Annotated in this window: 22 protein-coding genes, 1 pseudogene and 1 other annotated feature; of the genes and pseudogenes, 18 read left to right on the top strand and 5 right to left on the bottom strand. The window is 37.7% G+C overall.

Annotated features, from left to right (window positions below; genetic code table 11):
- Nucleotides 1–547: 547 nt before the first annotated feature.
- The 3 genes from C0T34_RS06825 (at nucleotide 548) to C0T34_RS06815 (ending at nucleotide 5,389) form a co-directional block, all read left to right on the top strand.
- Nucleotides 548–1,864 carry an HAAAP family serine/threonine permease gene (locus C0T34_RS06825; RefSeq protein WP_109849895.1) on the top strand — a complete coding sequence of 439 codons (1,317 nt, stop codon included), beginning with the start codon at nucleotides 548–550 and terminating at the stop codon, nucleotides 1,862–1,864.
- A gap of 125 nt (nucleotides 1,865–1,989) precedes the next feature.
- A complete protein-coding gene (locus C0T34_RS06820; RefSeq protein ID WP_098943771.1) occupies nucleotides 1,990–3,354 on the top strand; it encodes an L-serine ammonia-lyase in 1,365 nt (454 codons plus the stop codon).
- A 364-nt stretch (nucleotides 3,355–3,718) separates the two neighbouring features.
- The gene (locus tag C0T34_RS06815; protein ID WP_098943772.1) at nucleotides 3,719–5,389 is read left to right on the top strand and encodes a formate--tetrahydrofolate ligase; all 1,671 of its coding nucleotides are present in this window, start codon (nucleotides 3,719–3,721) and stop codon (nucleotides 5,387–5,389) included.
- A gap of 148 nt (nucleotides 5,390–5,537) precedes the next feature.
- Here the strand turns inward: C0T34_RS06815 and C0T34_RS06810 are convergent, their stop codons facing one another.
- Nucleotides 5,538–6,740, bottom strand: a complete 1,203-nt coding sequence (locus C0T34_RS06810; RefSeq protein ID WP_098943773.1) for a serine hydrolase — start codon at nucleotides 6,738–6,740, stop codon at nucleotides 5,538–5,540.
- Between the two features lie 157 nt (nucleotides 6,741–6,897).
- On the opposite strand from C0T34_RS06810, the gene C0T34_RS06805 reads away from it, so the two are divergent.
- Entirely contained in the window at nucleotides 6,898–7,518 is a 621-nt protein-coding gene (locus C0T34_RS06805; RefSeq protein ID WP_098943774.1) for a glutathione S-transferase, read from the top strand.
- A gap of 1 nt (nucleotide 7,519) precedes the next feature.
- On the opposite strand, the gene C0T34_RS06800 is transcribed toward C0T34_RS06805, so the two are convergent.
- Complete coding sequence (locus C0T34_RS06800) at nucleotides 7,520–8,341, bottom strand: SDR family oxidoreductase (protein ID WP_098943775.1); 822 nt, start codon at nucleotides 8,339–8,341, stop codon at nucleotides 7,520–7,522.
- Nucleotides 8,342–8,698: 357 nt separating this feature from the next.
- Nucleotides 8,699–8,828: a sequence feature (His leader region), on the top strand.
- A 44-nt stretch (nucleotides 8,829–8,872) separates the two neighbouring features.
- Between C0T34_RS06800 and hisG the strand changes: the two genes are divergently transcribed.
- The 8 genes from hisG to hisIE are packed head-to-tail and all read left to right on the top strand — an operon-like array spanning nucleotide 8,873 to nucleotide 16,002.
- Complete coding sequence (gene hisG / locus C0T34_RS06790) at nucleotides 8,873–9,772, top strand: ATP phosphoribosyltransferase (protein WP_109849894.1); 900 nt, start codon at nucleotides 8,873–8,875, stop codon at nucleotides 9,770–9,772.
- Between the two features lie 9 nt (nucleotides 9,773–9,781).
- Nucleotides 9,782–11,107 carry a histidinol dehydrogenase gene (gene hisD, locus C0T34_RS06785; protein ID WP_109849893.1) on the top strand — a complete coding sequence of 442 codons (1,326 nt, stop codon included), beginning with the start codon at nucleotides 9,782–9,784 and terminating at the stop codon, nucleotides 11,105–11,107.
- Nucleotides 11,097–12,179: a histidinol-phosphate transaminase gene (gene hisC, locus C0T34_RS06780; RefSeq protein ID WP_109849892.1), complete on the top strand. Its 1,083-nt coding sequence runs from the start codon at nucleotides 11,097–11,099 to the stop codon at nucleotides 12,177–12,179. Before hisD ends, hisC begins: the two co-directional genes overlap by 11 nt.
- Before the next feature lie 49 nt (nucleotides 12,180–12,228).
- Nucleotides 12,229–13,296 (top strand): bifunctional histidinol-phosphatase/imidazoleglycerol-phosphate dehydratase HisB, encoded by a 1,068-nt coding sequence (gene hisB, locus C0T34_RS06775; RefSeq protein ID WP_109849891.1) that lies wholly within the window; start codon nucleotides 12,229–12,231, stop codon nucleotides 13,294–13,296.
- Nucleotides 13,296–13,886: an imidazole glycerol phosphate synthase subunit HisH gene (hisH, locus tag C0T34_RS06770; RefSeq protein WP_098943780.1), complete on the top strand. Its 591-nt coding sequence runs from the start codon at nucleotides 13,296–13,298 to the stop codon at nucleotides 13,884–13,886. Before hisB ends, hisH begins: the two co-directional genes overlap by 1 nt.
- A gap of 6 nt (nucleotides 13,887–13,892) precedes the next feature.
- Nucleotides 13,893–14,630 carry a 1-(5-phosphoribosyl)-5-[(5-phosphoribosylamino)methylideneamino]imidazole-4-carboxamide isomerase gene (gene hisA / locus C0T34_RS06765; RefSeq protein ID WP_109849890.1) on the top strand — a complete coding sequence of 246 codons (738 nt, stop codon included), beginning with the start codon at nucleotides 13,893–13,895 and terminating at the stop codon, nucleotides 14,628–14,630.
- A complete protein-coding gene (gene hisF, locus C0T34_RS06760) occupies nucleotides 14,612–15,385 on the top strand; it encodes an imidazole glycerol phosphate synthase subunit HisF (RefSeq protein ID WP_098943782.1) in 774 nt (257 codons plus the stop codon). The genes hisA and hisF overlap by 19 nt, the downstream gene beginning before the upstream one ends.
- Nucleotides 15,382–16,002, top strand: coding sequence for a bifunctional phosphoribosyl-AMP cyclohydrolase/phosphoribosyl-ATP diphosphatase HisIE (gene hisIE, locus C0T34_RS06755; protein WP_196556511.1), 621 nt, complete (start codon nucleotides 15,382–15,384; stop codon nucleotides 16,000–16,002). Before hisF ends, hisIE begins: the two co-directional genes overlap by 4 nt.
- A gap of 148 nt (nucleotides 16,003–16,150) precedes the next feature.
- Here the strand turns inward: hisIE and yiaY are convergent, their stop codons facing one another.
- Entirely contained in the window at nucleotides 16,151–17,302 is a 1,152-nt protein-coding gene (gene yiaY, locus C0T34_RS06750; protein ID WP_098943784.1) for an L-threonine dehydrogenase, read from the bottom strand.
- 313 nt (nucleotides 17,303–17,615) lie between these two features.
- Here yiaY and C0T34_RS06745 point away from each other — a divergent pair, with 313 nt between their 5' ends.
- From C0T34_RS06745 to C0T34_RS06735, 3 genes are all read left to right on the top strand, one after another.
- The gene (locus C0T34_RS06745) at nucleotides 17,616–18,113 is read left to right on the top strand and encodes a YbaK/prolyl-tRNA synthetase associated domain-containing protein (protein WP_098943785.1); all 498 of its coding nucleotides are present in this window, start codon (nucleotides 17,616–17,618) and stop codon (nucleotides 18,111–18,113) included.
- Nucleotides 18,114–18,544: 431 nt separating this feature from the next.
- Nucleotides 18,545–19,894 (top strand): dicarboxylate/amino acid:cation symporter, encoded by a 1,350-nt coding sequence (locus tag C0T34_RS06740; protein ID WP_204100975.1) that lies wholly within the window; start codon nucleotides 18,545–18,547, stop codon nucleotides 19,892–19,894.
- Between the two features lie 838 nt (nucleotides 19,895–20,732).
- On the top strand, nucleotides 20,733–22,076 hold the full coding sequence (locus C0T34_RS06735; RefSeq protein ID WP_098943786.1) for a dicarboxylate/amino acid:cation symporter: 1,344 nt from the start codon (nucleotides 20,733–20,735) through the stop codon (nucleotides 22,074–22,076).
- Between the two features lie 74 nt (nucleotides 22,077–22,150).
- On the opposite strand, the gene nfsB is transcribed toward C0T34_RS06735, so the two are convergent.
- Nucleotides 22,151–22,804 carry an oxygen-insensitive NAD(P)H nitroreductase gene (nfsB, locus tag C0T34_RS06730; RefSeq protein ID WP_109849889.1) on the bottom strand — a complete coding sequence of 218 codons (654 nt, stop codon included), beginning with the start codon at nucleotides 22,802–22,804 and terminating at the stop codon, nucleotides 22,151–22,153.
- A gap of 99 nt (nucleotides 22,805–22,903) precedes the next feature.
- Here nfsB and C0T34_RS06725 point away from each other — a divergent pair, with 99 nt between their 5' ends.
- Both C0T34_RS06725 and C0T34_RS18300 read left to right on the top strand, forming a co-directional pair.
- The gene (locus tag C0T34_RS06725; RefSeq protein ID WP_075672530.1) at nucleotides 22,904–23,272 is read left to right on the top strand and encodes a helix-turn-helix domain-containing protein; all 369 of its coding nucleotides are present in this window, start codon (nucleotides 22,904–22,906) and stop codon (nucleotides 23,270–23,272) included.
- A 29-nt stretch (nucleotides 23,273–23,301) separates the two neighbouring features.
- Nucleotides 23,302–23,397 (top strand): annotated as a pseudogene (locus C0T34_RS18300) (type 1 fimbrial protein); the annotation flags it as partial.
- Nucleotides 23,398–23,490: 93 nt separating this feature from the next.
- Here C0T34_RS18300 and gndA read toward each other — a convergent pair.
- On the bottom strand, nucleotides 23,491–24,897 hold the full coding sequence (gene gndA / locus C0T34_RS06715) for an NADP-dependent phosphogluconate dehydrogenase (protein WP_023581264.1): 1,407 nt from the start codon (nucleotides 24,895–24,897) through the stop codon (nucleotides 23,491–23,493).
- A 244-nt stretch (nucleotides 24,898–25,141) separates the two neighbouring features.
- Here gndA and C0T34_RS06710 point away from each other — a divergent pair, with 244 nt between their 5' ends.
- The gene (locus tag C0T34_RS06710) at nucleotides 25,142–26,722 is read left to right on the top strand and encodes a TerC family protein (protein ID WP_098943788.1); all 1,581 of its coding nucleotides are present in this window, start codon (nucleotides 25,142–25,144) and stop codon (nucleotides 26,720–26,722) included.
- Nucleotides 26,723–26,786 lie beyond the last annotated feature (64 nt).

The following is a 26,786-nucleotide window of genomic DNA, read 5'->3' as shown; positions in this document are numbered from 1 at the left end:
TATTTTATTTCAATAACATACACTGTTAATGCAATGTTTTAATTGTAAACAAAAATAACCTAATTGATTTTAATCATTTATTTTCCAAATAATAAAAATACCTAAAAACAATCATTAACATATGAACATTTGAGTATTTAGCTTTATTTTATACTTACTTTAAAATTGGAAAATTATTTCAAAATGTTTTAAAAACCCCCTCTAAAAACACAAAATATAAAAAATGTTACATTTTCAGGTTTTTCAGTTATATTTAGCATTTGAGATGGTGATCACGGTAGTTTATCCTGAAAAACACTATATTCTGCACCTCTTAAGTCTGGATATAAACTTATTGAATATTTTTTCAAATTTTGAAAGAGCTTAATTCTTTTGAAATTTAAAGATTTTTATCTGTGGTAATTGAAGATATTGAGATAACACCAGGTACTCAATGCACTCATTTATTCATAATTAAATTTATGCCGTGATTGTTTCTAAAAAGAAATACAATCGCGCCCTTATTTTTTATTCATTATTTTTTTACCGCGTTATTTCGGAGAGTATTATGGATACAACCAAAGTTGGTTCTATCGCGTCGGGTAACACCCAAGGTGATTACAAAGCATGGCGTAAGTCAGATACAGTATGGATGTTAGGTTTATACGGTACGGCTATCGGTGCTGGCGTTCTATTTTTACCTATTAACGCAGGGATTGGTGGTTTAATTCCTCTGTTGATCATGTTAGTACTTGCATTCCCAATGACCTTTTTTGCACACCGTGGTATGTGCCGCTTTGTGTTATCAGGTAAAAACCCAGGTGAAGATATCACTGAAGTTGTTGAAGAACACTTTGGTAAAACCGCAGGTAAATTAATCACTCTGCTCTATTTCTTCGCAATTTATCCTATTCTATTGGTTTATAGTGTTGCTATCACCAATACAGTAGAAAGCTTTATTGTGAACCAAATGCACATGGCTGCACCACCTCGTGCAATTTTATCGCTGATACTGATTGTCGGTATCATGTCGATTATTCGCTTTGGTGAACAAGCTATCGTTAAAGCAATGAGTGTATTAGTATTCCCATTTGTTGCAGTTCTAATGGTCTTAGCACTGTATCTGATCCCTGAGTGGAATGGTGCGATTCTTGAGACTCTCTCTTTTGATCACGCAACAACATCAGGTATGGGTCAAGGTCTGTTAGTAACCTTATGGTTAGCTATCCCTGTAATGGTGTTCTCTTTTAACCACTCTCCAATCATTTCTGCGTTTGCTGTGGCGAAACGTGAAGAATACGGCGAAAACGCTGAGAAAAAATGTTCACGCATTTTAGCTTATGCGCACATCATGATGGTTATCACTGTAATGTTCTTCGTGTTTAGCTGTGTATTTAGCTTAACACCAGAAAACTTAGCAGAAGCGAAAGCACAAAACATCAGTATCCTGTCTTACCTTGCTAACCATTTTGAAGCGCCAGTTATTGCTTATATCGCTCCGTTTATTGCTTTCGTTGCGATTACTAAATCTTTCTTAGGTCACTACTTAGGTGCTCGTGAAGGCTTCAACGGTTTAATCATCAAATCACTGCGTGAAAAAGGTAAAACAATCGAGAAAGATCGTTTAAACAAAATCACTGCACTGTTTATGCTGGTTACAACTTGGATTGTTGCAACATTAAACCCAAGTATTTTAGGTATGATTGAAACATTAGGTGGCCCAGTTATCGCAATGTTACTGTTCCTGATGCCAATGTATGCAATCCGTAAAGTACCAGCGATGAAGAAATATGAAGGCCACATCAGCAACGCATTCGTTGTAATTATGGGTCTTATCGCAATCTCAGCTGTTTTCTATAGCTTAGCTAACTCTTTCATGAGCTAATAAGACATCTAATGGCTACTTCCTTAATCGGAAGTAGCCATTACAGCTTTAGGTTTCAAAACTGACACTTAACACTCTAATAATCACACAGTTGCGCCTTTAAATTAATTAGGGAGGCGAATATTATGGTTAGCGTCTTTGATATTTTTAAAATTGGTATCGGTCCTTCAAGCTCACACACTGTAGGTCCAATGAAAGCAGGTAAGGAATTCGTTGATTTACTTGCTGAAAAAAATCTCCTCTCTTCTGTTTCCCGCGTTATCGTTGATGTTTATGGCTCTTTATCTTTAACAGGTAAAGGTCACGCAACTGATATTGCTATTATTATGGGACTCGCAGGAAATTTACCTGATACTGTCGATATTGATTCTATCGCCCCGTTTATCAAACAAGTAGAAACAACCGGTCGCTTAATGCTGGCAAATGGCATAAAAGAAGTCGATTTTCCGGTTGAAGGCGGTATGAATTTTCATAAAACCAATCTCCCCCTCCATGAAAATGGCATGACCATTACCGCTTATAACGGTGAACAGGTTTTATTGAAGAAAACCTACTATTCAATTGGTGGTGGTTTTATTGTTGATGAAGAGCATTTCGGTCAACCTGAAGAAAATGCGATTCAAGTTCCTTATCCTTATCAATATGCAGCTGATTTACGTCACCATTGCAAAGAAACTGGGCTTTCTTTATCTGCATTAGTGATGCAAAACGAATTAGCATTACGCAGTAAAGAAGAAATTTCGGCTCATTTCGCGGCTGTTTGGGAAGTGATGAAGTCAGGTATTGAGCGCGGTGTAAATACCGAAGGCTTATTACCGGGGCCTTTACGCGTACCTCGCCGTGCTTCTGCATTACGCCGTATGTTAGTAACCGAAGATAAAACCACAACCGATCCAATGACAGTTGTTGATTGGATTAACATGTTTGCCCTTGCCGTGAATGAAGAAAATGCGGCTGGTGGACGTGTTGTAACAGCACCAACAAACGGTGCCTGTGGCATTATTCCAGCAGTATTGTCTTACTATGATAAATTCATTCGCCCTGTGAATGAAAACTCTTACACTCGCTTTTTCTTAGTTGCTGGTGTTATTGGTTCACTTTATAAAATGAATGCATCTATCTCAGGTGCAGAAGTGGGTTGCCAAGGCGAAGTCGGTGTTGCTTGCTCAATGGCAGCAGGCGCATTAACTGAACTTTTAGGCGGTAGCCCAGAACAAGTTTGTATTGCGGCAGAAATTGCGATGGAGCATAACTTAGGACTTACCTGCGACCCAGTGGCAGGACAAGTACAAGTTCCTTGTATTGAACGTAATGCTATCGCAGCCGTACAAGCCGTAAACTCATCTCGTATGGCTTTACGTCGTGTCAGTGATCCTCGTATTTGTTTAGACAAAGTCATTGAAACAATGTACGAAACAGGTAAAGACATTAACGCTAAATATCGTGAAACCTCTCAAGGCGGATTAGCCATTAAAATTTCTTGTGACTAAACCTGAGAGTCTCAATAGAGGTATTTATGATAGATAAGGTGCTGATATCAGCGCCTTTTTTATTTATTAACATCAATCTCAATACCCTTCTTTTTTAATATCATCTTTTTTGTATGAGATTAAATTTTCATCCTTAGTTAAAATACGTTTTTTTAAAAAAGCAAAGCATCACTCAATAGTGATAATTTAAAGAAAAAGTAGGAGCTAACAACAATAATTATTTAAATGGCGTGACGATGAACGTGTTATCTATAGTAAATAACTACAAATTAATCAATCTATTGGCCATATTTAGATTATTGTCTAAAGTTGATAAGTAAAGATCACTAGAGACATCAATAAGCGGGATAAAAAGAGAACTAAAATGAAATCAGATATTCAAATCTCCCAAGAAGCACACCTCTTACCTATTCAGGATATTGCTAAAAATTTAAATATTGATCAAGACGATATCGAGTTTTATGGCAAATACAAAGCCAAATTTAGCCACAGTATTTGGTCAAAAGTTGCGACAAAAAAGCCCGGAAAGTTAGTTTTAGTTACAGCCATTAACCCAACACCTGCTGGTGAAGGTAAAACAACGGTCACTGTTGGATTAGGGCAAGCACTTAACCATCTTGGAAAAAATGCCATTATTGCGTTGCGTGAACCCTCTTTAGGTCCTTGCTTTGGTATTAAAGGCGGTGCAACGGGAGGTGGTTATTCGCAAGTCGTTCCAATGGAAGATCTCAATCTTCATTTTACTGGCGATTTTCATGCTATAACCTCAGCCAATAACTTACTTGCAGCCATGCTTGATAATTCAATTTATCAAGGTAATCCTTTAAATATCGATCCTAAAAAAATCGTGTTTAAACGTTGTATGGATATGAACGATCGCGCTTTACGTAATATTGTTGTGGGATTAGGCGGCGAAAAAGACGGTATTACAAGAGAAGATAACTTTGTTATTACTGTTGCTTCTGAAATTATGTCTATCCTTTGTTTAGCGATGGATCTTGATGATTTAAAACAGAGACTTTCTCGCATCATTGTTGCCTATTCTTATAATGGTGATCCTGTTACAGCAAACGATCTGCAAGCTGTCGGAGCAATGGCAAGTTTATTAAAAGATGCAATTAATCCTAATTTAGTACAAACACTTGAAAATACGCCAGCCATTATTCATGGAGGCCCCTTCGCTAATATTGCACATGGATGCAATAGCGTAAGAGCAACAAAATTGGCACTTCAACTTGCAGATATTACCGTAACAGAAGCCGGTTTTGGTGCTGACTTAGGTGCTGAAAAATTCTTTGATATAAAATGTCGGATCAGTGGATTACGCCCTGATTGTACCGTCATTGTTGTAACCACTAAAGCGCTAAAATATAACGGTGGCTTAGGCAAAAGTGAATGGAATAATGAAGATTTAGTTGCTCTTGAAAAAGGGATTGCAAATCTTGAAAAGCACATTGAAAACCTTAAAAAATATGGCTTACCAGTGATTGTCTCTCTTAACGCTTATATCACTGATAGTATTGCAGAGCACCAATTTATCGAACAATTTTGCCAAGATAGAGATTGCCGATTTGCAATTACAAAAGTGTGGGAAAAAGGAGGCGAAGGCGGTATTGAATTGGCTAAGCAAGTGATTGATACACTAGAAAATGAACAGAGCCAATTTAAATTAATTTATCCTAATGATATCTCACTTAGCCAAAAAATCGATATCGTTGCTAAAGAAATTTATGGGGCAAATAATGTGACCTATAGTCAACATGCTAGCAAAATGTTGGAAAAGATAGAAAGTATGGATTTTGCTCATTTCCCTGTCTGTATGGCAAAAACTCAATATTCACTCTCCGATGACCCCACCTTATTAGGCCGCCCTACTGATTTTACAATCAACGTTCGTGAAGTATATGTTTCTGCTGGTGCTGGTTTTGTTGTCGCTTTAACAGGTTCTATCACAACAATGCCTGGATTACCGAAAACTCCTGCGGCTATCACTGTGAATGTTGATAATCAAGGTAAAATCGATGGGCTTATTTAAGTTCTAAACTAGAGATATCCCCTTACTTTATTGAATATAAAAAATCCGTAATCATTAAATAATTACGGATTTTTTCTATAAAATAACAACCAGTCTTTCTTTTTGGGTGAAAAACTCAGTAACGCTTTGATAGAACCATTATTGGGAATTAACCAAAAATAGCATTAAACCAACCGGATACTGTTTTAACAACAAAATCCCAGATACGACTAAAGAAACCACCTTCTTCAACAGCTTCTTTTACAACCAATGGGCGTTGTTCAATCACTTCGTCATTCAATAAAAAGTTAACTGTACCAACAACCTGATTTTGAGTTAACGGCGCTTCTAATACAGGATTGGTTAAAGTAAAAGAGGCTTTCAGGTTTTTTAATTCACCTTTAGGAATAGTAATTGAAGCATCATTAGCAACCCCTAACGCCACTTCGCCTTTATCGCCGTACCATACTTTGTGCGTTGTCAGTGGTGTATCTGCCTTTACTGGAGTTACCGTTTCAAAAAAACGGAAACCCCAACCTAATAATTTTTCACTTTCAGCAAAACGTACTTTATCTGATGGTGTTCCTAAAACAACAGCAATTAAGCGCATATCACCTTCAGTTGCCGAAGAAACAAGATTGTATCCTGCTCCATTGGTGTGACCTGTTTTCACACCATCAACATTCATATTTTTATTCCACAATAAACGGTTGCGGTTTGGCTGACGAATATTGTTGAAGGTAAATTCTTTTTCTTTATGAATTTCATACTCTGAAGGTACATCGCGGATCATGGCCGCCGTAAGTAATGCCATATCTTGTGCTGTGGTATATTGTCCATCAGAATCTAACCCATGAACGGTTTTAAAGTGTGTATTTTTTAAACCGAGATTGTTAGCGTAGGAATTCATTAAATCAACAAAGGTTTCCTGACTACCCGCAACATGTTCTGCTAATGCAATACTGGCATCATTACCTGATTGAATAACCATACCGCGATTTAAATCAATCACTTTGACCTGATCACCCGGTTTTAAGAACATCAATGACGATCCTTTCAATACCGGATTTCCCGTTGCCCATGCATTACGCCCAACAATAACCGTATCGTCAGGTGACATACGACCTTCTTTGATAGCTTGTCCAACAACATAGCTACTCATGATTTTTGTAAGACTAGCGGGATCTAAACGCTCATCAGGTTTTTCTGATGCCAGAATTTTTCCGCTGTTGTAATCCATTAATACATAAGATTTTGCCTCTATTTGGGGAGGCACCGGATTATTTACCGCAAATGAAGGACTAGAAATAATTAGCAGTAAACCCATTCCCGCGGTAACCTTACCCAGAACAGATGGAATATTTTTTTTCATTACCGATCACCCTTTTATATCAATTTGTTAAAGCTTTCCTACTATATGGCTTTCTGGAATAAGACGCCAACATTGATATACAGAGATTTATCTTATATTCATATTTAGCGCCCTATAGAGGGAAATTTTATTACTTATCGTGGTTTAGGAGACCTTTATGTTAAAAGTCTGGGGTAGAAAAAACTCATCTAACGTTAAAAAAGTTCTTTGGTGCTTAAAGGAACTAAATGTTCCTTATGAACAAATCGATGTTGGAGGCCCTTTTGGTGGACTCAATGAAGCAAATTATTTAGCCATGAATCCCAACGCTTCAATTCCAACCTTACAAGATGATGACTTTGCTTTATGGGAGTCTAACACCATTATTCGTTATTTATGTGCAAAATATGAAAATAACACACTCTATCCCATTGATCCTAAACAACGAGCAAATGTAGAAAAATGGATGGATTGGTCAAATGGTAGCCTATTTGCTCCCATTCAACAAATGATGATCATGATTGTTCGTACACCTAAAGAGCAGCAAAACCCTGAGATTGTTAACGCATTGAAAGAGAAGCTTAATAAATTAATTAAAATTGCTGACGACCAACTTGCAAAAACAACTTACTTTGCAGGAGATGCATTCTCTCTTGCTGATATGGCGATCGCACCATTGGTCTATCCATGGTTAGAAGTTTGCAAAGATAGACCACACTTCCCTCACATTGAGCGTTGGTTTGCACAATTAAGTGAAAGGCCTATTTTCCGTGATATCGTGTTACTGCCTGTAAATTAAGTTAATTCATTGGCATTTTGTCGGGATCTGGATAATGGTAATGAAATCCAAGATCTCGACAGATCTCCTGACCATCAATCTCTCGTATTAAAGGTTTCTCTTCCTCAGCAAATTCTGGTGGAATAAGTTCGAGTTGATTTGACACTCTTGAGTAAAAATCTTTCTTTTTAGGGTGAATTGGGGCGCATAAATTATATAAATGGCCACCTTCATTCTGTGCAAGAAGTTGTTCAACAGCAAAAATCACATCATCCAAGTGAACTAAATTAACGCATTGATGAGCGCCTTTAACCTGTTTTTTACCTGATAAAAAACGTCCTGCATGACGCCCCGGCCCGACTAATCCAGCTAATCGAAGAATATCAACTGTGGTCAACGGTAAACGATGTAGCCAATTCTCAACTTCTGCTAACATTTTTGCTGATTGTGTTTCTGGTCGAATATCCATTTCTTCCGTGATATTACCTGTTTGATTGCCATATACAGAAGTAGAGCTAATGTAAATGACTCTCGTAACATGTCGAGACATTGCGCTATCCACCAGCGTTTGAATGGCTTCAACATAATCATAACCACCACCAGCTGCACTTGGCGGTAACGTGATAATCAAGACATCCGTTTCCATTAAGTAATCAAAATCATCTCTATCACATTCAATTGCGGGTGTTAAATTCACTAAACAGCAGTCAACGCCACTCATTCTTGCTGCTTCTACGCCATCTTCGGTAGTTTTAGTCCCTTTAACTTGATAGCCTGCATCACGCAACGCAACGGCAAGTGGTAAACCTAACCAACCTAATCCTACGATGGTTATTCGTTTCATTTTGCTCCCCTACTTAAATGGCTTAATCAAAGTATGCTATATAATTTTCGTTTCGCCATTACTTATAAATACTACTTATATTTCGTGAACGTTTAGCATCTCCCTATATACTCTCCTACTTGTTCCATTAAGTAAATAAGAGAAATATTAAAATCACATTAAAAACAAAAGGTTATAAAATAATTAAATTATTATTAAAAAATAGGTTGCTTTCTGCTTTGTAAATCATGTAGGTTGAAAGGCAGACAAATTCTAAATGCAGGTTACTAAATACAGATTAACAGTAACGGGCATTATTAAATAACAAATAGTGTTATTAGCTAGGAAAATAATTATGTATAGCATTCAACTAAACCATCATCATCACCATCACCCTGACTAGTCTTTCAGGCGATGAGTGCTGGAAGACGTTTAAGAAACGCTTCCGGTGGTCTGAATGCAGATAACAACTAAAACCCCGGAAGGCAACTTCCGGGGTTTTTTTATAGCTAATTTTCATCACAAAAATATGGACAATGATAGGGTAATATTATGTTAGATAAAGCAAGATTAAGAATCGCAATGCAAAAATCAGGACGTTTAAGCGATGATTCTCGTGCTCTTTTAGCGCGTTGTGGCATCAAAATTAACTTAAATCAACAGCGCCTTATTGCTTACGCTGAAAATATGCCAATCGATATTTTACGTGTTAGAGATGACGATATTCCAGGATTGGTAATGGATGGCGTTGTTGATTTAGGGATCATCGGTGAAAATGTTTTAGAAGAAGAATTATTAAAACGTCGTTCTCAAGGTGAAAACCCAAGTTACTTGACGCTACGCCGTCTCGATTTCGGTGGCTGTCGCTTATCTCTGGCAACCCCTGTCGATTTCAACTATCAAGGTGCGGAATGCTTAAATAATACTCGTATCGCAACCTCCTATCCAAATCTGCTCAAACGTTATTTAGATCAAAAAGGTATCAAGTTTAAATCGTGTTTATTAAATGGATCTGTTGAAGTCGCGCCTCGTGCGGGCCTTGCTGACTCTATCTGCGACTTAGTTTCTACTGGTGCAACATTAGAAGCGAATGGATTAAAAGAAGTTGAAGTGATTTATCGCTCAAAAGCATGCTTGATCCAACGCGATGGTGAAATGGAAGCCGATAAACAAGCACTTATCGACCGCTTACTGACACGTATCCAAGGTGTTATTCAAGCTCGAGAATCAAAATACATAATGTTACACGCGCCAAGTGATTGCCTTGATGATGTGATTGCATTACTTCCGGGAGCTGAAAGGCCGACTATTTTACCTCTGGCTGGTGACCAAAGTCGTGTTGCAATGCACATGGTAAGTAGCGAAACCCTATTCTGGGAAACAATGGAAAAGCTTAAAGCATTAGGTGCAAGTTCAATTCTTGTTTTACCAATTGAAAAAATGATGGAATAAGGTGAAATAATGAAAACGGGTTTTAATACATTAACTTACTGGAATAAATGCACTAAAGAACAGCAACAAGTGCTATTAACTCGCCCTGCTATTTCTGCATCAGGTTCAATTACAGAACAAGTTGCTAGCATCATTTCACAGGTACGCAATGATGGGGATAAAGCGCTTAAAGCACTTAGCCAAAAATTCGATAAGGCAGCGCCGGAAAGTGTTTTGGTGTCAAAATCGCAAATCGATGAAGCCTCATCAAGACTTGATAGCAAAATAAAACAGGCAATAGCACAAGCGATGAATAATATTCGTCGCTTTCATGAGGCGCAAATTCCCAACACTATTAACGTGGAAACGCAGCCCGGTGTATTTTGTCAGCAAGTCAGCAGACCCATTGATGCAGTAGGGCTTTATATTCCCGGAGGTTCAGCGCCATTACTATCAACGGTAATGATGTTAGGTATTCCAGCCCGTATTGCTGGTTGTCGCAAAGTTATTCTTTGCTCACCGCCCCCTATTGCTGATGAAATTTTATATATTGCTCAACAAATTGGTATTGATGAAATCTTCCAAGTCGGTGGTGCGCAGGCGATTGCAGCCATGGCATTTGGTACGGAATCTATTCCTAAAGTTGATAAAATTTTTGGCCCCGGTAATGCTTATGTAACTGAAGCAAAGCGCCAAGTAAGTCAATCGCTACAAGGTGCAGCAATCGATATGCCAGCGGGGCCATCTGAAGTGCTAGTGATTGCTGATGCAGACGCAAATCCTGCATTTATTGCTGCTGACTTACTTTCACAAGCTGAACATGGCCCTGATTCACAGGTTGTATTATTAACACCGGATGAAACACTCGCCAGAGCCGTTATAGCGGAAACTGAAACACAACTGGCACTATTAAGCCGTGCTGAAATCGCGAAACAAGCACTTGCAGAAAGCCGTGTCATTATTACTCGTGATCTCGACCAGTGTATTGAAATCAGTAACAGCTATGGCCCAGAACACTTAATTATTCAAACCAATGATGCTGATGCTCGTGTTGATAGTATTACCAGTGCTGGCTCTGTTTTCCTTGGTGCTTGGTCGCCTGAATCAGCAGGAGATTATGCTTCTGGAACTAATCACGTTCTGCCGACTTATGGCTATACAGCAACCTACTCAAGCTTAGGCTTAGCTGATTTTATGAAACGCATGACAGTACAGAAACTCACCGCACAGGGATTATCTGATTTAGCGCAGACCATTGAAATATTAGCGCAAGCAGAACAACTCACAGCACACAAAAATGCTGTCACACTTCGTGTTAACGCTTTAGCTCAGGGGAAAAAGAGTGATGAAAACTGAATTTGATATCAATACACTTGCAAGAAAAAATGTACGTGAATTAACACCTTATCAGTCTGCTCGACGCTTAGGAGGAAATGGTTCTGTTTGGTTAAATGCAAATGAATACCCTATTGCACCTGACTTTACTTTTAATGAAAAAAACTTAAACCGTTACCCTGAATGTCAGCCTGTTAACGTCATAAATCGTTACGCAAAATATGCAGGTGTAGAGGCTAATCAAGTCTTAGTGAGCCGTGGCGCAGATGAGGCGATTGAGCTCCTTATTCGTGCGTTTTGTGAACCGGGTAAAGACGCGGTGCTTTATTGCCCACCGACATATGGAATGTATAGCGTTAGTGCTGAAACCTTCGGTATAGAACAGCGTGTTGTCCCTACACTTGCTGATTGGAGTCCAGATGTCAAAGCCATCGCATCACAGCTTGATAATGTAAAACTTATCTATCTGTGCAGTCCTAACAACCCGACAGGAAATCTTATTGAACCTTCACTTATTCGTGATGTATTAGCGTTGGCTAAAGGCAAAGCCATTGTTGCAATAGATGAAGCCTATATTGAATTTTGCCCACAAGCATCAATTGTTTCATGGCTTGAAGATTATCCGAATTTAGTTATTTTGCGAACCTTATCGAAAGCTTTTGCTTTAGCTGGGCTTCGTTGTGGCTTTACACTTGCCAACCCTCCTGTCATTGAATTATTACTAAAAGTGATCGCACCATACCCACTTTCAACACCTGTTGCAGATATTGCTGCGCAAGCGCTAACAGATGCCGGTATTGAGATAATGAAAAAACGAGTGGCGGAAATTTCACGCAACAGAGCTATTTTATCTGATTCGTTAAAAAAACTGCCTAATGTTGAACAGGTGTATAACAGTGAAACCAACTATATTTTAGTGAAATTCACTGATGCGACTCTAGTTTTCCGTACTTTATGGGAACGAGGGATTATTTTACGCGATCAACAGCGTCAATATGGGCTTAATGGCTGTTTGCGTATTTCTATCGGTACAGCAGAAGAATGTGATAGCGTGATTAATGCCATAAAAGATATTCAAACTGCAAACGTATAAAACATTAAAAACGATAACAATAAAAAATCGCAACTGAGGGATCTCAACCATGAGCCAAAAAATTCTTTTTATTGACCGTGATGGTACTTTAATCACTGAGCCACCAACAGATTATCAAGTTGATAGACTTGATAAACTCGCCTTTGAAAACGGCGTGATCCCCGCACTTACTGCTCTGCAAAAAGCGGGTTATAAACTCATTATGATCACAAATCAGGACGGATTAGGCACAGAAAGTTTTCCTCAAGCAGATTTCGATCCGCCTCATAATTTAATGATGCAAGTTTTTTCATCTCAAGGGATCTCATTTGATGATGTTTTAATTTGTCCTCATAAACCTGAAGACAACTGCCCTTGTCGCAAACCAGAAACAGGGCTTGTCACCCAGTATTTAGTTGATGGCGCACTAGATAAAAATAACAGCTACGTCATTGGCGATAGACAAACTGATATTCAGTTAGCTCAAAATATGGGTATCAAAGGCCTGCTTTATAATGCCAATGAACTCAATTGGGCTGTTATCACAGATCAGCTAACAAAAAAAGATCGCTATGCCCACATTGAGCGAAAAACCAAAGAAACACAAATTGCGATCGATGTTTGGCTTGATCGTGAAGGCGATAGCCAGATCAGCACTGGTGTCGGTTTCTTTGATCACATGCTTGATCAAATTGCCACACACGGTGGCTTTCGTATGAACATCAATGTTAAAGGTGACTTAGTTATTGATGATCACCACACGGTGGAAGACACCGGCCTTGCTTTGGGTGAAGCATTACGTGAAGCATTAGGTGATAAACGAGGTATTGCTCGTTTCGGCTTTACATTACCAATGGATGAATGCCTTGCAAGTTGTGCGTTAGATATCTCTGGTCGTCCACACCTTGAATATAAAGCCGAATTTAAATATCAACGTGTCGGTGATTTAAGTACAGAGATGATTGAACACTTTTTCCGTTCACTCTCTTACACCATGGGATGCACATTACACCTGAAATCGAAAGGCAAAAACGATCACCACAAAGCTGAAAGCTTATTTAAAGTCTTTGGCCGTACATTACGCCAAGCCATTCGTGTCGAAGGCAATACTTTACCAAGTTCAAAAGGTGTTCTGTGATGAAAGTGGTTATTCTTGATACGGGTTGTGCCAATTTAGCCTCTGTCGCTTACGCCGTTAAGCGACTTGGTTATGATCCAATTATTTCCTATGAAAAAAATGTTGTGCTATCTGCAGATAAACTCTTTTTACCCGGAGTAGGAACTGCTAGAGCCGCGATGGAACAACTCAAAGCACGCGAGCTAATTCCGCTAATTAAAGCGTTAACACAACCTGTTTTAGGTATTTGTTTAGGAATGCAAATATTGGCTTCACTAAGCGAAGAAGGTAAAGACATTCCTTTATTAGGTTTAGTTGATGGCACCATAGATAAGCTTGATACGGCAGGATTACCACTACCTCATATGGGTTGGAACCAAGTATTAGCAAAACCTGGTCACCCTCTTTTTCGTGATCTTGGTGATGATGCTTGGTTTTATTTTGTTCATAGCTACGCTTTAGCGCTCAATAAATCAACGATTGCTGAAACTGAATATGGCTCGCGTTTTAGTAGTGCAATTCAAAAAGATAATTTTTATGGAGTGCAATTTCACCCAGAGCGTTCAGGAAAAGCTGGTGCTCAACTTATCAAGAACTTTTTGGAGATGTAACCCGTTATGATTATTCCAGCATTAGATTTAATTGATGGAAAAGTAGTTCGTTTACATCAGGGTGATTATGCAAAACAGCGTGATTATGATGATAATCCACTGACTCGCTACCAACAATATGAGAAAGATGGTGCAAAATTACTTCACTTAGTGGATTTAACTGGTGCAAAAGATCCTTCAGCTCGCCAAATTCCGCTATTAAAAGAACTTGTTGCTTGTGTCACTGTGCCTGTACAAGTGGGTGGTGGCATTCGCACAGAAGATGATGTGAAATTGCTACTCGATGCAGGGGCAAGTCGAGTTGTTATTGGCTCAACCGCAGTCAGCCAACCTGAAATGGTAAAAACATGGTTTGAACGCTATGGTGCAGATGCCATTGTGTTAGCCCTCGATGTTCGTATTGATAAACAAGGTAAAAAATGGGTAGCTGTCAGTGGCTGGCAAGAAAACTCACCCTACACACTTGAAGATATCATCGAGCTTTATCAAAGTGTCGGATTAAAACATGTGTTGTGTACCGATATCTCTCGTGATGGCACATTAGCCGGCTCTAATGTCGAACTATATAAAGAAATTAGCCAACGTTTCCCCGATATTTTATTCCAAGCGTCGGGCGGCATTGGTGATTTACAAGATATCGCAGATCTTCCAGCATCAGGTGTTGCCGGTATTATTGTTGGTAGAGCATTATTAGAAGGTAAATTTACATTAAAAGAGGCGATATCATGTTGGCAAAACGCATAATTCCTTGTCTTGATGTCCGAGATGGACAAGTTGTTAAAGGTGTTCAATTTCGTAATCATGAAATCATTGGTGATATTGTTCCTCTCGCTGAACGCTATGCCAAAGAAGGTGCGGATGAACTGGTATTTTATGATATTACAGCATCTTCTGATGGTCGTGTTGTTGATAAAAGCTGGGTATCGCGTGTCGCTGAAGTGATTGATATTCCTTTTTGTGTTGCTGGTGGTATTCGCTCTGTTGAAGATGCAGGGAAAATTCTCTCATTTGGTGCAGATAAAATTTCAATAAACTCCCCTGCACTTTCCGATCCTTCACTGATATCTCGTTTAGCAGATCGCTACGGTGTGCAGTGTGTTGTTGTGGGTATTGACACTTGGTTTGATGAAAAAACCGATGAATATTTAGTTTATCAATTCACTGGCGATGAAAAACGAACACAACAAACGCACTGGAAAACCCTCGATTGGGTACGTGAAGTTCAGAAGCTAGGCGCGGGTGAAATTGTTTTAAATATGATGAACCAAGACGGTGTGAGACAAGGTTACGACCTAAAACAACTTGCTCTAGTACGCCAAGTTGCAGATGTTCCTATTATCGCATCAGGGGGAGCTGGCGAAATGTCACACTTTCTTGATGCATTTAAATTAGCCAATGTAGATGGCGCTCTTGCAGCCTCTGTTTTTCATAAACAAATAATTAATATCAACGAACTAAAACAGTATCTTGCAAAGAATGACGTTAAGGTAAGAATATAATGAATAATGAAACATTAGCGCAATTAGATTGGGAAAAAGTCGATAATCTCATGCCTGTGGTTATCCAAAATGCCATTTCAGGCGATGTATTAATGCTAGGTTATATGAATAAAGAAGCATTAAATGTCACTCTAGAAAGTGGAAATGTTACCTTCTATTCACGTACTAAACAGCGTTTATGGACAAAAGGTGAAACCTCAGGCAACTTCCTAAAATTAGTCAATATTTATCCTGACTGTGATAACGATACTTTACTTATTTTAGCTAATCCTATCGGCCCTACTTGCCATAACGGTACTGAAAGTTGTTTTGCCCCAGCACAAAGCCAATGGGGATTTCTCTATGAACTTGAGAATTTATTACGTGACCGCAAAAATGCCTCACCAGATAGCTCTTATACTGCCCGCCTTTATGCCAGTGGTACAAAACGTATAGCCCAAAAAGTGGGAGAAGAAGGTGTAGAAACCGCGTTAGCTGCCACTGTTAATGACCGAGAAGAGCTAAAGAATGAAGCCTCAGATTTGCTCTATCACTTAATGGTACTATTACAAGATCAATCACTATCACTCTCTGATGTAATAGGTTGCCTGCAAGAGCGCCATAAAAAAGCCGAATAATTTCTAGCTAATTACCCCCCCTCTAGAACTACCAGACTAGAAAGCGATACTTAAACAAAAAGCACCTCAATCAGAAATTCTGAGGTGCTTTTATTACTCAGTTAAGAGATAAAACAACAAGCATTAGTTGTCATTTATTTCTTACACATTACATTGCTTGGCGGAATAACTCGATAACATCACTTTCAGAACCCTGAACTGGGTTAGTGATTGCACAAGCATCTTTCAGCGCATTTTCAGCTAATGTTTTGAAGTCTTCTTCTTTCACACCTAATTCTTTCAGGCCTGCAGGAATACCAACATCTTTAGCCATTTTACGAATTTCTTCGATACACGCTTTAGCACCTTGCTCATCGCTCATTGCAGAAACATCAACACCCATTGCTTGTGCGATATCTTTTAAACGATCTGCGGCTGCTTGAATGTTATAAGCTTGAACATGGGGTAATAAAACCGCATTACACACACCATGAGGTAAGTTATAGAAACCACCTAATTGGTGAGCCATAGCATGCACATAACCTAAAGAAGCATTATTAAATGCCATACCTGCTAAGAACTGAGCGTAAGCCATGTTTTCACGAGCTTGTGCATCACCACCATTATCAACAACTTTACGTAAAGATTCGCTGATCATAGTGACAGCTTTTAATGCACACGCATCAGTAATTGGGTTTGCAGCACTTGAAACATACGCTTCAACAGCATGAGTTAATGCATCCATACCTGTTGCCGCAGTTAAACCTTTTGGCATACCAATCATTAATTCTGAATCATTTACAGATAACAGAGGCGTAACGTTTTTATCAACGATAGCCATTTTGATATGACGCGCGGTATCTGTGATGATACAAAAACGTGTCATTTCTGAAGCTGTACCTGCTGTGGTATTAATAGAAATAAGTGGTAATTGAGGTTTTTCAGAGCGGTCAACACCTTCATAATCCGCAATTTTTCCACCGTTAGAAGCGACTAACGCAATGCCCTTCGCGCAGTCATGTGGAGAGCCACCACCTAAAGAAATTACACAGTCACATTGATTTTCTTTCAGCAGAGCTAAACCCGCTTCTACGTTTTCAACAGTAGGGTTTGGTGCAGTTCCGTCATAAGTTACGCTAGAAATACCAGCTTCTGTCAGTAACTTACTGACTTTATCAACAACACCCAGTTGATTTAAAATGCTATCAGTGACGATCAACGCTTTATGAAAACCGAAGTCTTTCATTGAACTTACAGCATCAGCAAGACAACCAGCACCAATTTTATTTACAGAAGGGATATAGAATGTTGAAACTGCCATTATTGACTTCCTTTTTAGTAATTAAATCTACGTTTTAATATGTTCTATTCTTTTTATTCTTAAATTGATCATCATCAAAATAATGAATAAATATCAATTTGTTTATAATGTTAGTACAGGTAATTAAATAAAGAAGTCCAATTACCCTATTAATTCAATAGGATAATACTATTAACATATTATCATTTGTAACAAAATAATTTGAAAAGCTTATCAAAATAATCAAAACCAGCCGTGAACATCACAGCAGAATATTTTTTTTAAAGTCGTATAATGACCCTAAATAAATAACTTATTAAATCAGGAGCCATTGATGTCTTTGACTATTTTTGAGCAACTTACTACTTTATTAGATAACAACCACGCTACTTATCGTGTAATGGAACACCCTACCGCAGGTCGTTCTGAAGAAGTTGCAAAAATCAGAGGAACACAATTAGGACAGGGAGCAAAAGGACTTGTTTGCCATATAAAAGGTAACGGCATTAAACAACATGTTCTTGCAATATTACCCGCCGATAAACAAGCCGATCTATCAAAACTTGCTCACCAAATTGGTGGAACAAGGGCATCTCTAGCAAGCCCTAAAGAAGTGGATGATCTTACTCAATGCGTATTTGGTGCAATCCCTCCTTTTAGTTTCCACCCTTCATTAAAACTTGTGGCTGACCCTCTGCTCTTTGAACGTTTTGATGAGCTTGCTTTTAATGCAGGAACACTAGAGCGCTCAATTATTCTTAATACGCAAGATTACAAACGTATTGCACAACCTGAATTAATCTCTTTTATTCGAGATGAAGAAAGTGAGTAATAAAAATAACTGATTTATTTTTAACAATTACCCTAATCATAATTCAGTTAAGGGTAATTGTTATCATGATATCTATTCTTATTGTATATATAGATTTACACACCAGAAAGTAATATTAGATAATCTAACCTAAAAAAACGCCAACATTTAACACCAAAAATAATCAATAAATCAGAATAAATTCCATTAATTTCATATTACCTTGGCTATAACGCTACAGAATGTACAAAACAGAAATTTTTAACTATTTTTTTCGATTCAGCACTCAATAATTAACTAAATAGATTTTATGTTATTGACCTGATTTACTCGTACATTTAAGTTAGCTCCAATAAAAATACAATAATGTAAAATCTTATTTACATGTCGGTTATTTTCTAACATACAAATAAATATATAAACAATGTACCAATAGGTGCAGGGAAATCTTCATGCAAACTTCAACTAAAAAACAACCACTTTATAAAGTGCTATACGTGCAAGTTATCGTCGCCATCTTACTCGGTATCTTGCTTGGGCATTTTTACCCTGACGTGGGTGAATCCTTTAAACCGCTTGGTGATGGATTTATCAAAATTGTAAAAATGATCATCGCACCTGTTATCTTCTTAACTGTGGTAACAGGTATTGCAGGTATGAATAATATGAAAGCGGTAGGTACTGTCGCGGGTAAATCCATGGCTTACTTCCTGAGTTTCTCTACCATTGCATTAATTATTGGTTTGATTGTCGCGAATATTATTCGTCCTGGTGATGGATTGAATATTTCCCCTGCCTCATTAGATGCAAGCAAAGTAGAAAGTTATGTAGCAAAAGCACATGACTCTTCGATTGTTGGTTTCTTGATGAATATCATCCCTGATACTGTTGTCAGCCCATTAGTTAACGGTAATATCTTACAAGTTCTGTTTGTTTCTGTGGTCTTTGGTATTGCCTTAGCGTCTATTGGTACTCGAGGAGAGCCGGTTCTTAAGTTTTTACAAAACTTTTCTGAACCTGTATTCAAAATGGTCGGTATGCTAATGAAATTAGCCCCTATCGGTGCTTTTGGTGCAATGGCCTTTACTATTGGTAAGTATGGTATTTCATCAATCAGTAACTTGGTATTACTTGTTCTAACTTTCTATATAACTTCATTATTATTCGTTCTTGTCGTGTTAGGTGCTGTTGCAAAATATAACGGCTTCTCTATTCTCTCGTTAATTAAATATATTAAAGATGAACTTTGGTTAGTATTAGGTACCTCTTCTTCAGAAGCAGCATTACCTAGCTTAATGCGTAAAATGGAAAATGTAGGTTGTAAAAAATCAGTTGTCGGTTTAGTTATTCCAACAGGTTATTCCTTTAACTTAGACGGTACTAACATCTACATGACCATGGCGGCTCTATTTATTGCACAAGCGACAGGTATTGATCTTTCATTGACAGAGCAGATCACACTACTCTTAGTTGCCATGATAAGTTCAAAAGGTGCAGCGGGTGTGACTGGTGCTGGTTTTATTACTTTAGCTGCCACCTTATCTGTTGTACCTAGTGTTCCTGTCGCGGGTATGGCATTAATTCTAGGAATTGACCGCTTTATGTCAGAGTGTCGTGCATTAACTAATCTTGTGGGTAATGCTTGCGCCTGCATAGTTGTTGCTCGTTGGGAAAATGCTTTAGATAAAGAAAGAATGAATGATGTCTTTAGTGGCAGAGCATCAAGTGAATTTATTGAAGATGCTCCATTAGCGCCTATTGAAATTGAATCTGACAATGCAATTAAAATCCCAGTAAAATAAAGACCATTTTCTATGATCTATAAAAGAGCGCTGATGTGCTCTTTTATTTTTTATATTCCTTACCACTACGAACAAACACTTGTCTTTTTTATAATTTATTTATTATTGTCTCTTTTTCTCATAGATTATTATTTGCTTATTTTTATGATTTTTTAAATATTGGTTGGGTGGTTCTGCCATAATAATTGTTAGTAGTATTGTTCTTTTTTATATCGTTGTTGTGTCACCGTGTTTTCTCTCTATATATCGCTATTTATTTTGTTGCATTTGCTTTAGCAATAAAAATTCTGTTTTCTGCAATCATGCTACTTCGTTTTTTTATCTTGGTAAGAGATACTTCAGAGTTTCCTTCAATACTCGCCTTTATTATTGTTCTTTCTGAATGCTTATTTGTTTGTTGGTTAGAGTTTATTTATATTGAAGGGTTTATCAGTAGCTCATTTCTCCCTTAACAAAAAACTCAATAAAAACAAATAATTATAATCACACCCCCCATTTTCCCCTCCTCACCCCATATTTTTTACATTTTAATCATTTTATTCACCAAAAAACAAAACAAAATATACATAATTTTAAAGAAATACAATAAATTAAAACAAATTATAATTTCATTAACTTATTGATTTAAGAAAAATAAATTCCACAAATAGCGATAAATTGAAATTAAATCTAATTTTTTAGATGAAGAGCACAATATTTGATAAAATCAACTTTATTTTATTGACCTGATTTACGCATACCTTTAAGTTACCTGTCACAACATAATAAATGTAAATAATAATTTACATCATAATTTCTTTTTTATTTAGTCAATATCTTTCAGTTACAGGGAATTTTTATGCAGACTTCATCCCGCAAGCTCCCCTTTTATCGTGTGTTATATATCCAAGTTATTATTGCTATCATTTTCGGTATTCTATTAGGACATTTTTACCCTGATATTGGTGAGTCATTCAAACCTTTGGGTGATGGGTTTATCAAAATAGTAAAAATGATCATCGCACCTGTTATCTTTCTAACCGTAGTGACAGGCATTGCTGGTATGAATAATATGAAAGCCGTCGGAAAAGTAGCTGGTAAATCAATGATTTACTTTCTTACATTTTCTACGATTGCGCTCATCATTGGATTAATCACTGCCAATGTTATTCGTCCTGGTGATGGTTTAAATATCTCTCCTGAGTCATTAGATAGTAGCCGAGTAGAAATGTATGTCACACAGGCACATAACTCTTCTCTCGTTGATTTTTTCATGAATATCATCCCTGATACTATCGTTAGCCCACTAGTAAACGGTAATATCTTACAAGTACTGTTTGTTTCTGTGGTTTTTGGCTTAGCATTAGCATCAACAGGATCACGAGGTGAGCCTGTATTAAAATTCTTACAACATCTTTGTGAACCCGTCTTTAAGATGGTTGGTATGCTAATGAAATTAGCGCCGATTGGTGCTTTTGGCGCAATGGCTTTTACAATAGGCAAATATGGTATTTCTTCCATTGGCAATTTAATGTTGTTGGTAATTACTTTTTATTTAACCGCATTACTTTTTGTGTTAGTGGTTTTAGGTGCGGTTGCTAAATATAATGGCTTTTCTATCCTCTCTTTAATTAAGTACATAAAAGATGAGCTCTGGCTTGTATTAGGTACATCTTCATCTGAAGCCGCACTACCTACATTAATGAGTAAAATGGAAAAACTGGGTTGTAAAAAATCAGTCGTCGGCTTAGTTATTCCTACAGGTTATTCCTTTAATTTAGATGGCACTAATATTTATATGACCATGGCTGCCCTATTTATTGCACAAGCAACGGGCGTTGATTTATCGTTAACAGAACAAATTACATTACTCTTAGTTGCTATGATTAGCTCAAAAGGCGCAGCAGGTGTGACAGGAGCTGGTTTTATTACTTTAGCTGCAACATTATCAGTAGTACCTAGCGTTCCCGTCGCAGGTATGGCATTAATTCTAGGTATTGATCGCTTTATGTCAGAGTGTCGTGCATTAACTAATCTTGTCGGTAACGCTTGCGCCTGTATTGTTGTCGCTCGCTGGGAAAATGCATTAGATAAACAAAGAATGAATGATGTTTTTAGTGGGAAAATATCTAAAGAGACTCATTTAGATACCGATCTTACATCAGATAAAATAGATATTACTGAGCTTATTAAACAACGATAATCATTAACTAAAATAAAAGCTATAATGAAAAAACCTCACTTAATAAAGTGAGGTTTAAATCAAAAACTTAAAATCTAAATATCTGTGATAATTTCACTTTGTGGCAATCTTGATTTTGGCAAATTGTAGTTGAAATCATCTTCTTCTCTATAACCTAATGCAACAATTGTCACAGCATGAAGACCTTTATCATTTAAAGAAAATGTTGAATCTATTTTTGATAAATCAAAACCTTCCATTGGAAGAGCATCTATTCCTAACGTTGCGGCACCTAGTAATAGTGATCCCATATTTAAATAAACCTGCTTCTCTATCCAATGAGATAAATCACCAAGTTGTTTTTCATGTAGATTAACAAAAAATGATCTTGCGAGATTATTTTGCTCTTTAAATTCGGCTTCTGGATATCGTCCTGCTTGATCTTCTAATTCAAGCAAATGAGAGAGATATTCTTCAGATAACGTATTTCTTGCACACATAACCACAACATGTGAAGCACTTAATATTTTCTCTTTATTGAACTCATATCCACCCTCTGTTGAGCCAGCAATTTTCTGCTTAGCATCATCAGTTTTCGCGATGATAAAATGCCATGGTTGAGTGTTCACACTTGATGGGCTTAGTTGTAATAATGCTTTAATTTGTTCTAATTCTTGCTCAGGGATCACTTTGTTTTTATCAAAATGTTTTGTCGCATAACGTGTTTTCAATATCTTTAATAAATTCATTTATTACACCTATTCCAAAGTAAGACACTTGTATCGAGCACATTTTAATTATAATTTACTATCTGACAAGTACGTACAATTTATGTATATAGGATACAAATGGATACTGTCAAAAAGAATAGATATAACGACTACACCTATGATGGATGCCCTGTTGAAGCGTCTTTAGAGCTAATGGGAGGTAAAGGAAAAGGTATGATCCTTTACCATTTACAGGGAAAAATACTGCGATTTAATGAGCTAAAAAGAAAACTTATTTCAATAACGCCTCGAATGCTGACTAAACAGTTACGTGAACTTGAATCTGATGGGCTTATTGAGCGCAAAGTGTATGCTGAGATTCCGCCCAAAGTTGAATATAAACTCAGTGAAGATGGAGAATCACTCTCTCACGTTTTAGCGGCACTACAAAGCTGGGGAGAAGAAAGAGCAATACCTCTATTAGAAAGATCTGCCAATAGAAAATGATATGTGAAGATTGAGGTCGACACTTTTTAGCCACATTACCTTATACCATTCAATATTATGCAACAAGCACAACAACGGCTGGTAAAGTTAATAGTAGTGTTGTTTATACCCTGCAATATAAATAATTGGATATTTATTTTCATTAAATAAAAAAGGTACTCAATTTGAGCACCTTTTCTTTGTTATATTTTAATTATATAACCTAATATTAAATCTATTTATTCCATCCACTCTGTATGGAATACGCCATCTTTATCAGTACGTTTATAAGTATGCGCACCAAAGTAGTCACGTTGAGCTTGGATTAAGTTTGCTGGTAACACTTCTGCACGATAGCTATCGTAGTAAGAAATAGCAGCAGAGAATGTTGGAGTAGGAATACCTGCTTGCACTCCATAACAAACAACATCACGTAAAGCTTGTTGGTAATCATCAGCAATTTGTTTGAAATATGGTGCTAACAGCAGATTTGCAATGCTTGCATCTTCATTATAAGCATCTGTAATTTTTTGCAGGAATTGAGCACGAATAATACAACCCGCACGGAAAATCTTCGCGATTTCACCGTAGTTTAAATCCCAGTTATATTCGTCTGATGCTGCTTTCAGTTGTTGGAAACCTTGAGCATAAGAGACAATTTTACCTAAATACAGTGCGCGACGTACATTTTCAATAAAGGCTTTTTTATCGCCAGAGAATGCTTTGGGTGTTGGGCCTGATAATACTTTAGATGCAGCAACACGTTGATCTTTTAATGAAGAGATATAACGAGCAAATACAGACTCAGTGATAAGAGTAACTGGTACGCCTAAGTCTAAAGAGCTTTGGCTAGTCCATTTACCTGTACCTTTATTTGCCGCTTCATCAAGAATAACGTCAACAAGGTATTTACCTTCGTCATCTTTTTTACGGAAAATATCCGCAGTAATTTCAATCAGGTAGCTACTTAATTCACCTTTATTCCACTCGGTAAAGGTTTCTGCTAATTCTTCATTAGTTAGACCTAAAGAGTGTTTTAATACTGAATACGCTTCTGCAATCAGTTGCATATCGCCATATTCGATACCGTTGTGAACCATTTTCACATAGTGACCCGCGCCATCAGCACCGATATAAGTCACACAAGGTTCGCCTTCAGCAACAGCCGCAATTTTCTCCAATATTGGAGCAACTAATTCGTAAGCTTCTTTTTGTCCACCCGGCATGATTGAAGGGCCTTTTAATGCGCCTTCTTCACCACCAGAGACACCAGTACCAATGAAGTTAAAACCTTGTGCTGATAATTCACGGTTACGACGAATGGTGTCTTTAAAGAAAGTATTTCCGCCATCGATAAGGATATCGCCTTTATCTAAATGCGGTGTCAATGCAGCAATTGTTTTATCCGTTGCTTCACCCGCTTTTACCATTAATAAAATACGGCGCGGTTTTTCTAACGAATCAACAAACTCTTCAATAGAATAATTCGGAACCAGTTTTTTACCTGGATTTTCAGCGATAACTTCGTTGGTTTTATCGCTTGAGCGGTTGTAAATAGATACAGAATAACCACGGCTTTCAATATTTAGCGCAAGGTTACGTCCCATAACTGCCATACCAACCACGCCGATTTGCTGTTTTGACATGAAAATAACTCCCGTCTGAAAATAAACCTGCCAGTATCAATGTACTGACAATTTGTTAACCTGATCACATAGTAACTCACTCTCTCACTTGGTGGTAGTTATTGATGTAATTGGTATCACAATCTTTTAGACAAAATGAAATTATTCCCCTGCGATCGATAATAATTTATTGAAAATTTCCTTCAAATTGCTCATTATTCCCAAGTCGGCATATGCCGTCTTTATAGAAGGTAAAACAAACTGTATGGAATGGATCTTGGATCCGACGATCTGGGTAGGACTTTCCACCCTAATTGTTCTCGAAATCGTACTTGGTATTGATAACCTTGTTTTCATTGCTATTCTGGCAGATAAACTCCCAGCAAAACTAAGAGATAAAGCTCGTATAACAGGCTTATTGTGTGCCCTTGTTATGCGGATTGTGTTGTTATTTAGTCTCTCTTGGCTTATCACTCTGACAAAACCTCTTATTACACTGTTTGATCACCCTTTCAGTGCGAGAGATTTAATTATGCTTCTCGGAGGGATATTCTTGCTGTTTAAAGCCACTATGGAGCTTAATGAACGGCTAGAAGGTAAAGATCACAACGAAGGGAAACAACGCAAAACGACCAGCTTTTGGTCTGTTGTTGCACAAATTATCGTGCTAGATGCGGTATTCTCGCTTGACTCAGTGATAACCGCTGTGGGTATGGTTGATCATTTAGGCGTTATGATTGCGGCTGTCACTATTGCAATGTTCTTGATGATCCTTGCAAGTAAGCCTCTAACAAATTTCGTCAATAATCACCCAACCATTGTTATCTTGTGTTTAAGCTTCTTGCTGATGATTGGTTTTGCATTAGTTGCCGAAGGCTTTGGTTACGCCATTCCAAAAGGTTACCTGTATGCAGCGATTGGCTTCTCTATCATGATAGAAGTCTTTAATCAGCTAGCACAATTTAACCGTCGTCGCTTCTTGTCTGCTTCCCGCTCTTTACGTGAACGCACAGCAGAAGCGGTGTTACGTATTATTAATGGTAAGTCTGAATCTTCTGAATTAGATCCTCACACATCTGATTTAGTCTCCAGTTCAGAAGAAGTGTTTGATCCTCAAGAGCGCCAAATGATTGTGCGTGTGCTTGGTTTAAGCCAACGTAATGTGAACAGTATCATGACGTCTCGCCATGATGTTGAATACGTAGACTTGAATGCAACACAAGATGATATCCGCCAATTGTTGGAAAAGGATCCGCACTCTCGCCTCGTGATCACGGATGAACAATATAGCGATGAACCCATTGGTGTGGTCAATATTATTCAACTGTTGAATCAACAATTGCGTAATGAGCCTCTAAACTTACGTTTACTGGTCACACAACCATTGATCTTCCCTGAAGGTTTATCCTTGCTGCAAGCGTTAGAGCAGTTCCGTAGTGCTCATACACACTTTGCTTTTGTCGTAGATGAATTTGGTTCAGTAGAAGGGATCGTGACGCTGACTGACGTTATGGAAACCATCGCGGGTAACTTGCCAGTCAGTTCTGAAGAAAACGATTCGCGTCATGACTTAGTTCAAAATGAAGATGGGTCATGGACAGTTAATGGCTTTACACCACTTGAAGACTTAGTGCTTTATATTCCAATCAAATTGGATGAAAAACGTGAGTATGAAACCTTAGCGGGCTTGTTAATGGAACACTTACAACGCGTACCAACCGTTGGTGAAAAAATCTTGATTGATGGTATTGAGTTTGAACCATTAGAAGTGAATAACCATCGAATTAATAAAGTACGTATCGTTGAACCTAAAACTGACGATAATGAGGACGTAGACGAAGCGTAATCTCAATTAACACTTTAAATATCCGCCTTTATGGCGGATATTTTTTATCTGAAGATTGTGTCTA

The sequence above is a fragment of the Proteus sp. CA142267 genome (assembly GCF_003336825.1).
In the GTDB taxonomy this organism is placed as follows: Bacteria; Pseudomonadota; Gammaproteobacteria; order Enterobacterales; family Enterobacteriaceae; genus Proteus; species Proteus terrae.
This window is presented reverse-complemented; position numbering and strand designations above follow the sequence as displayed.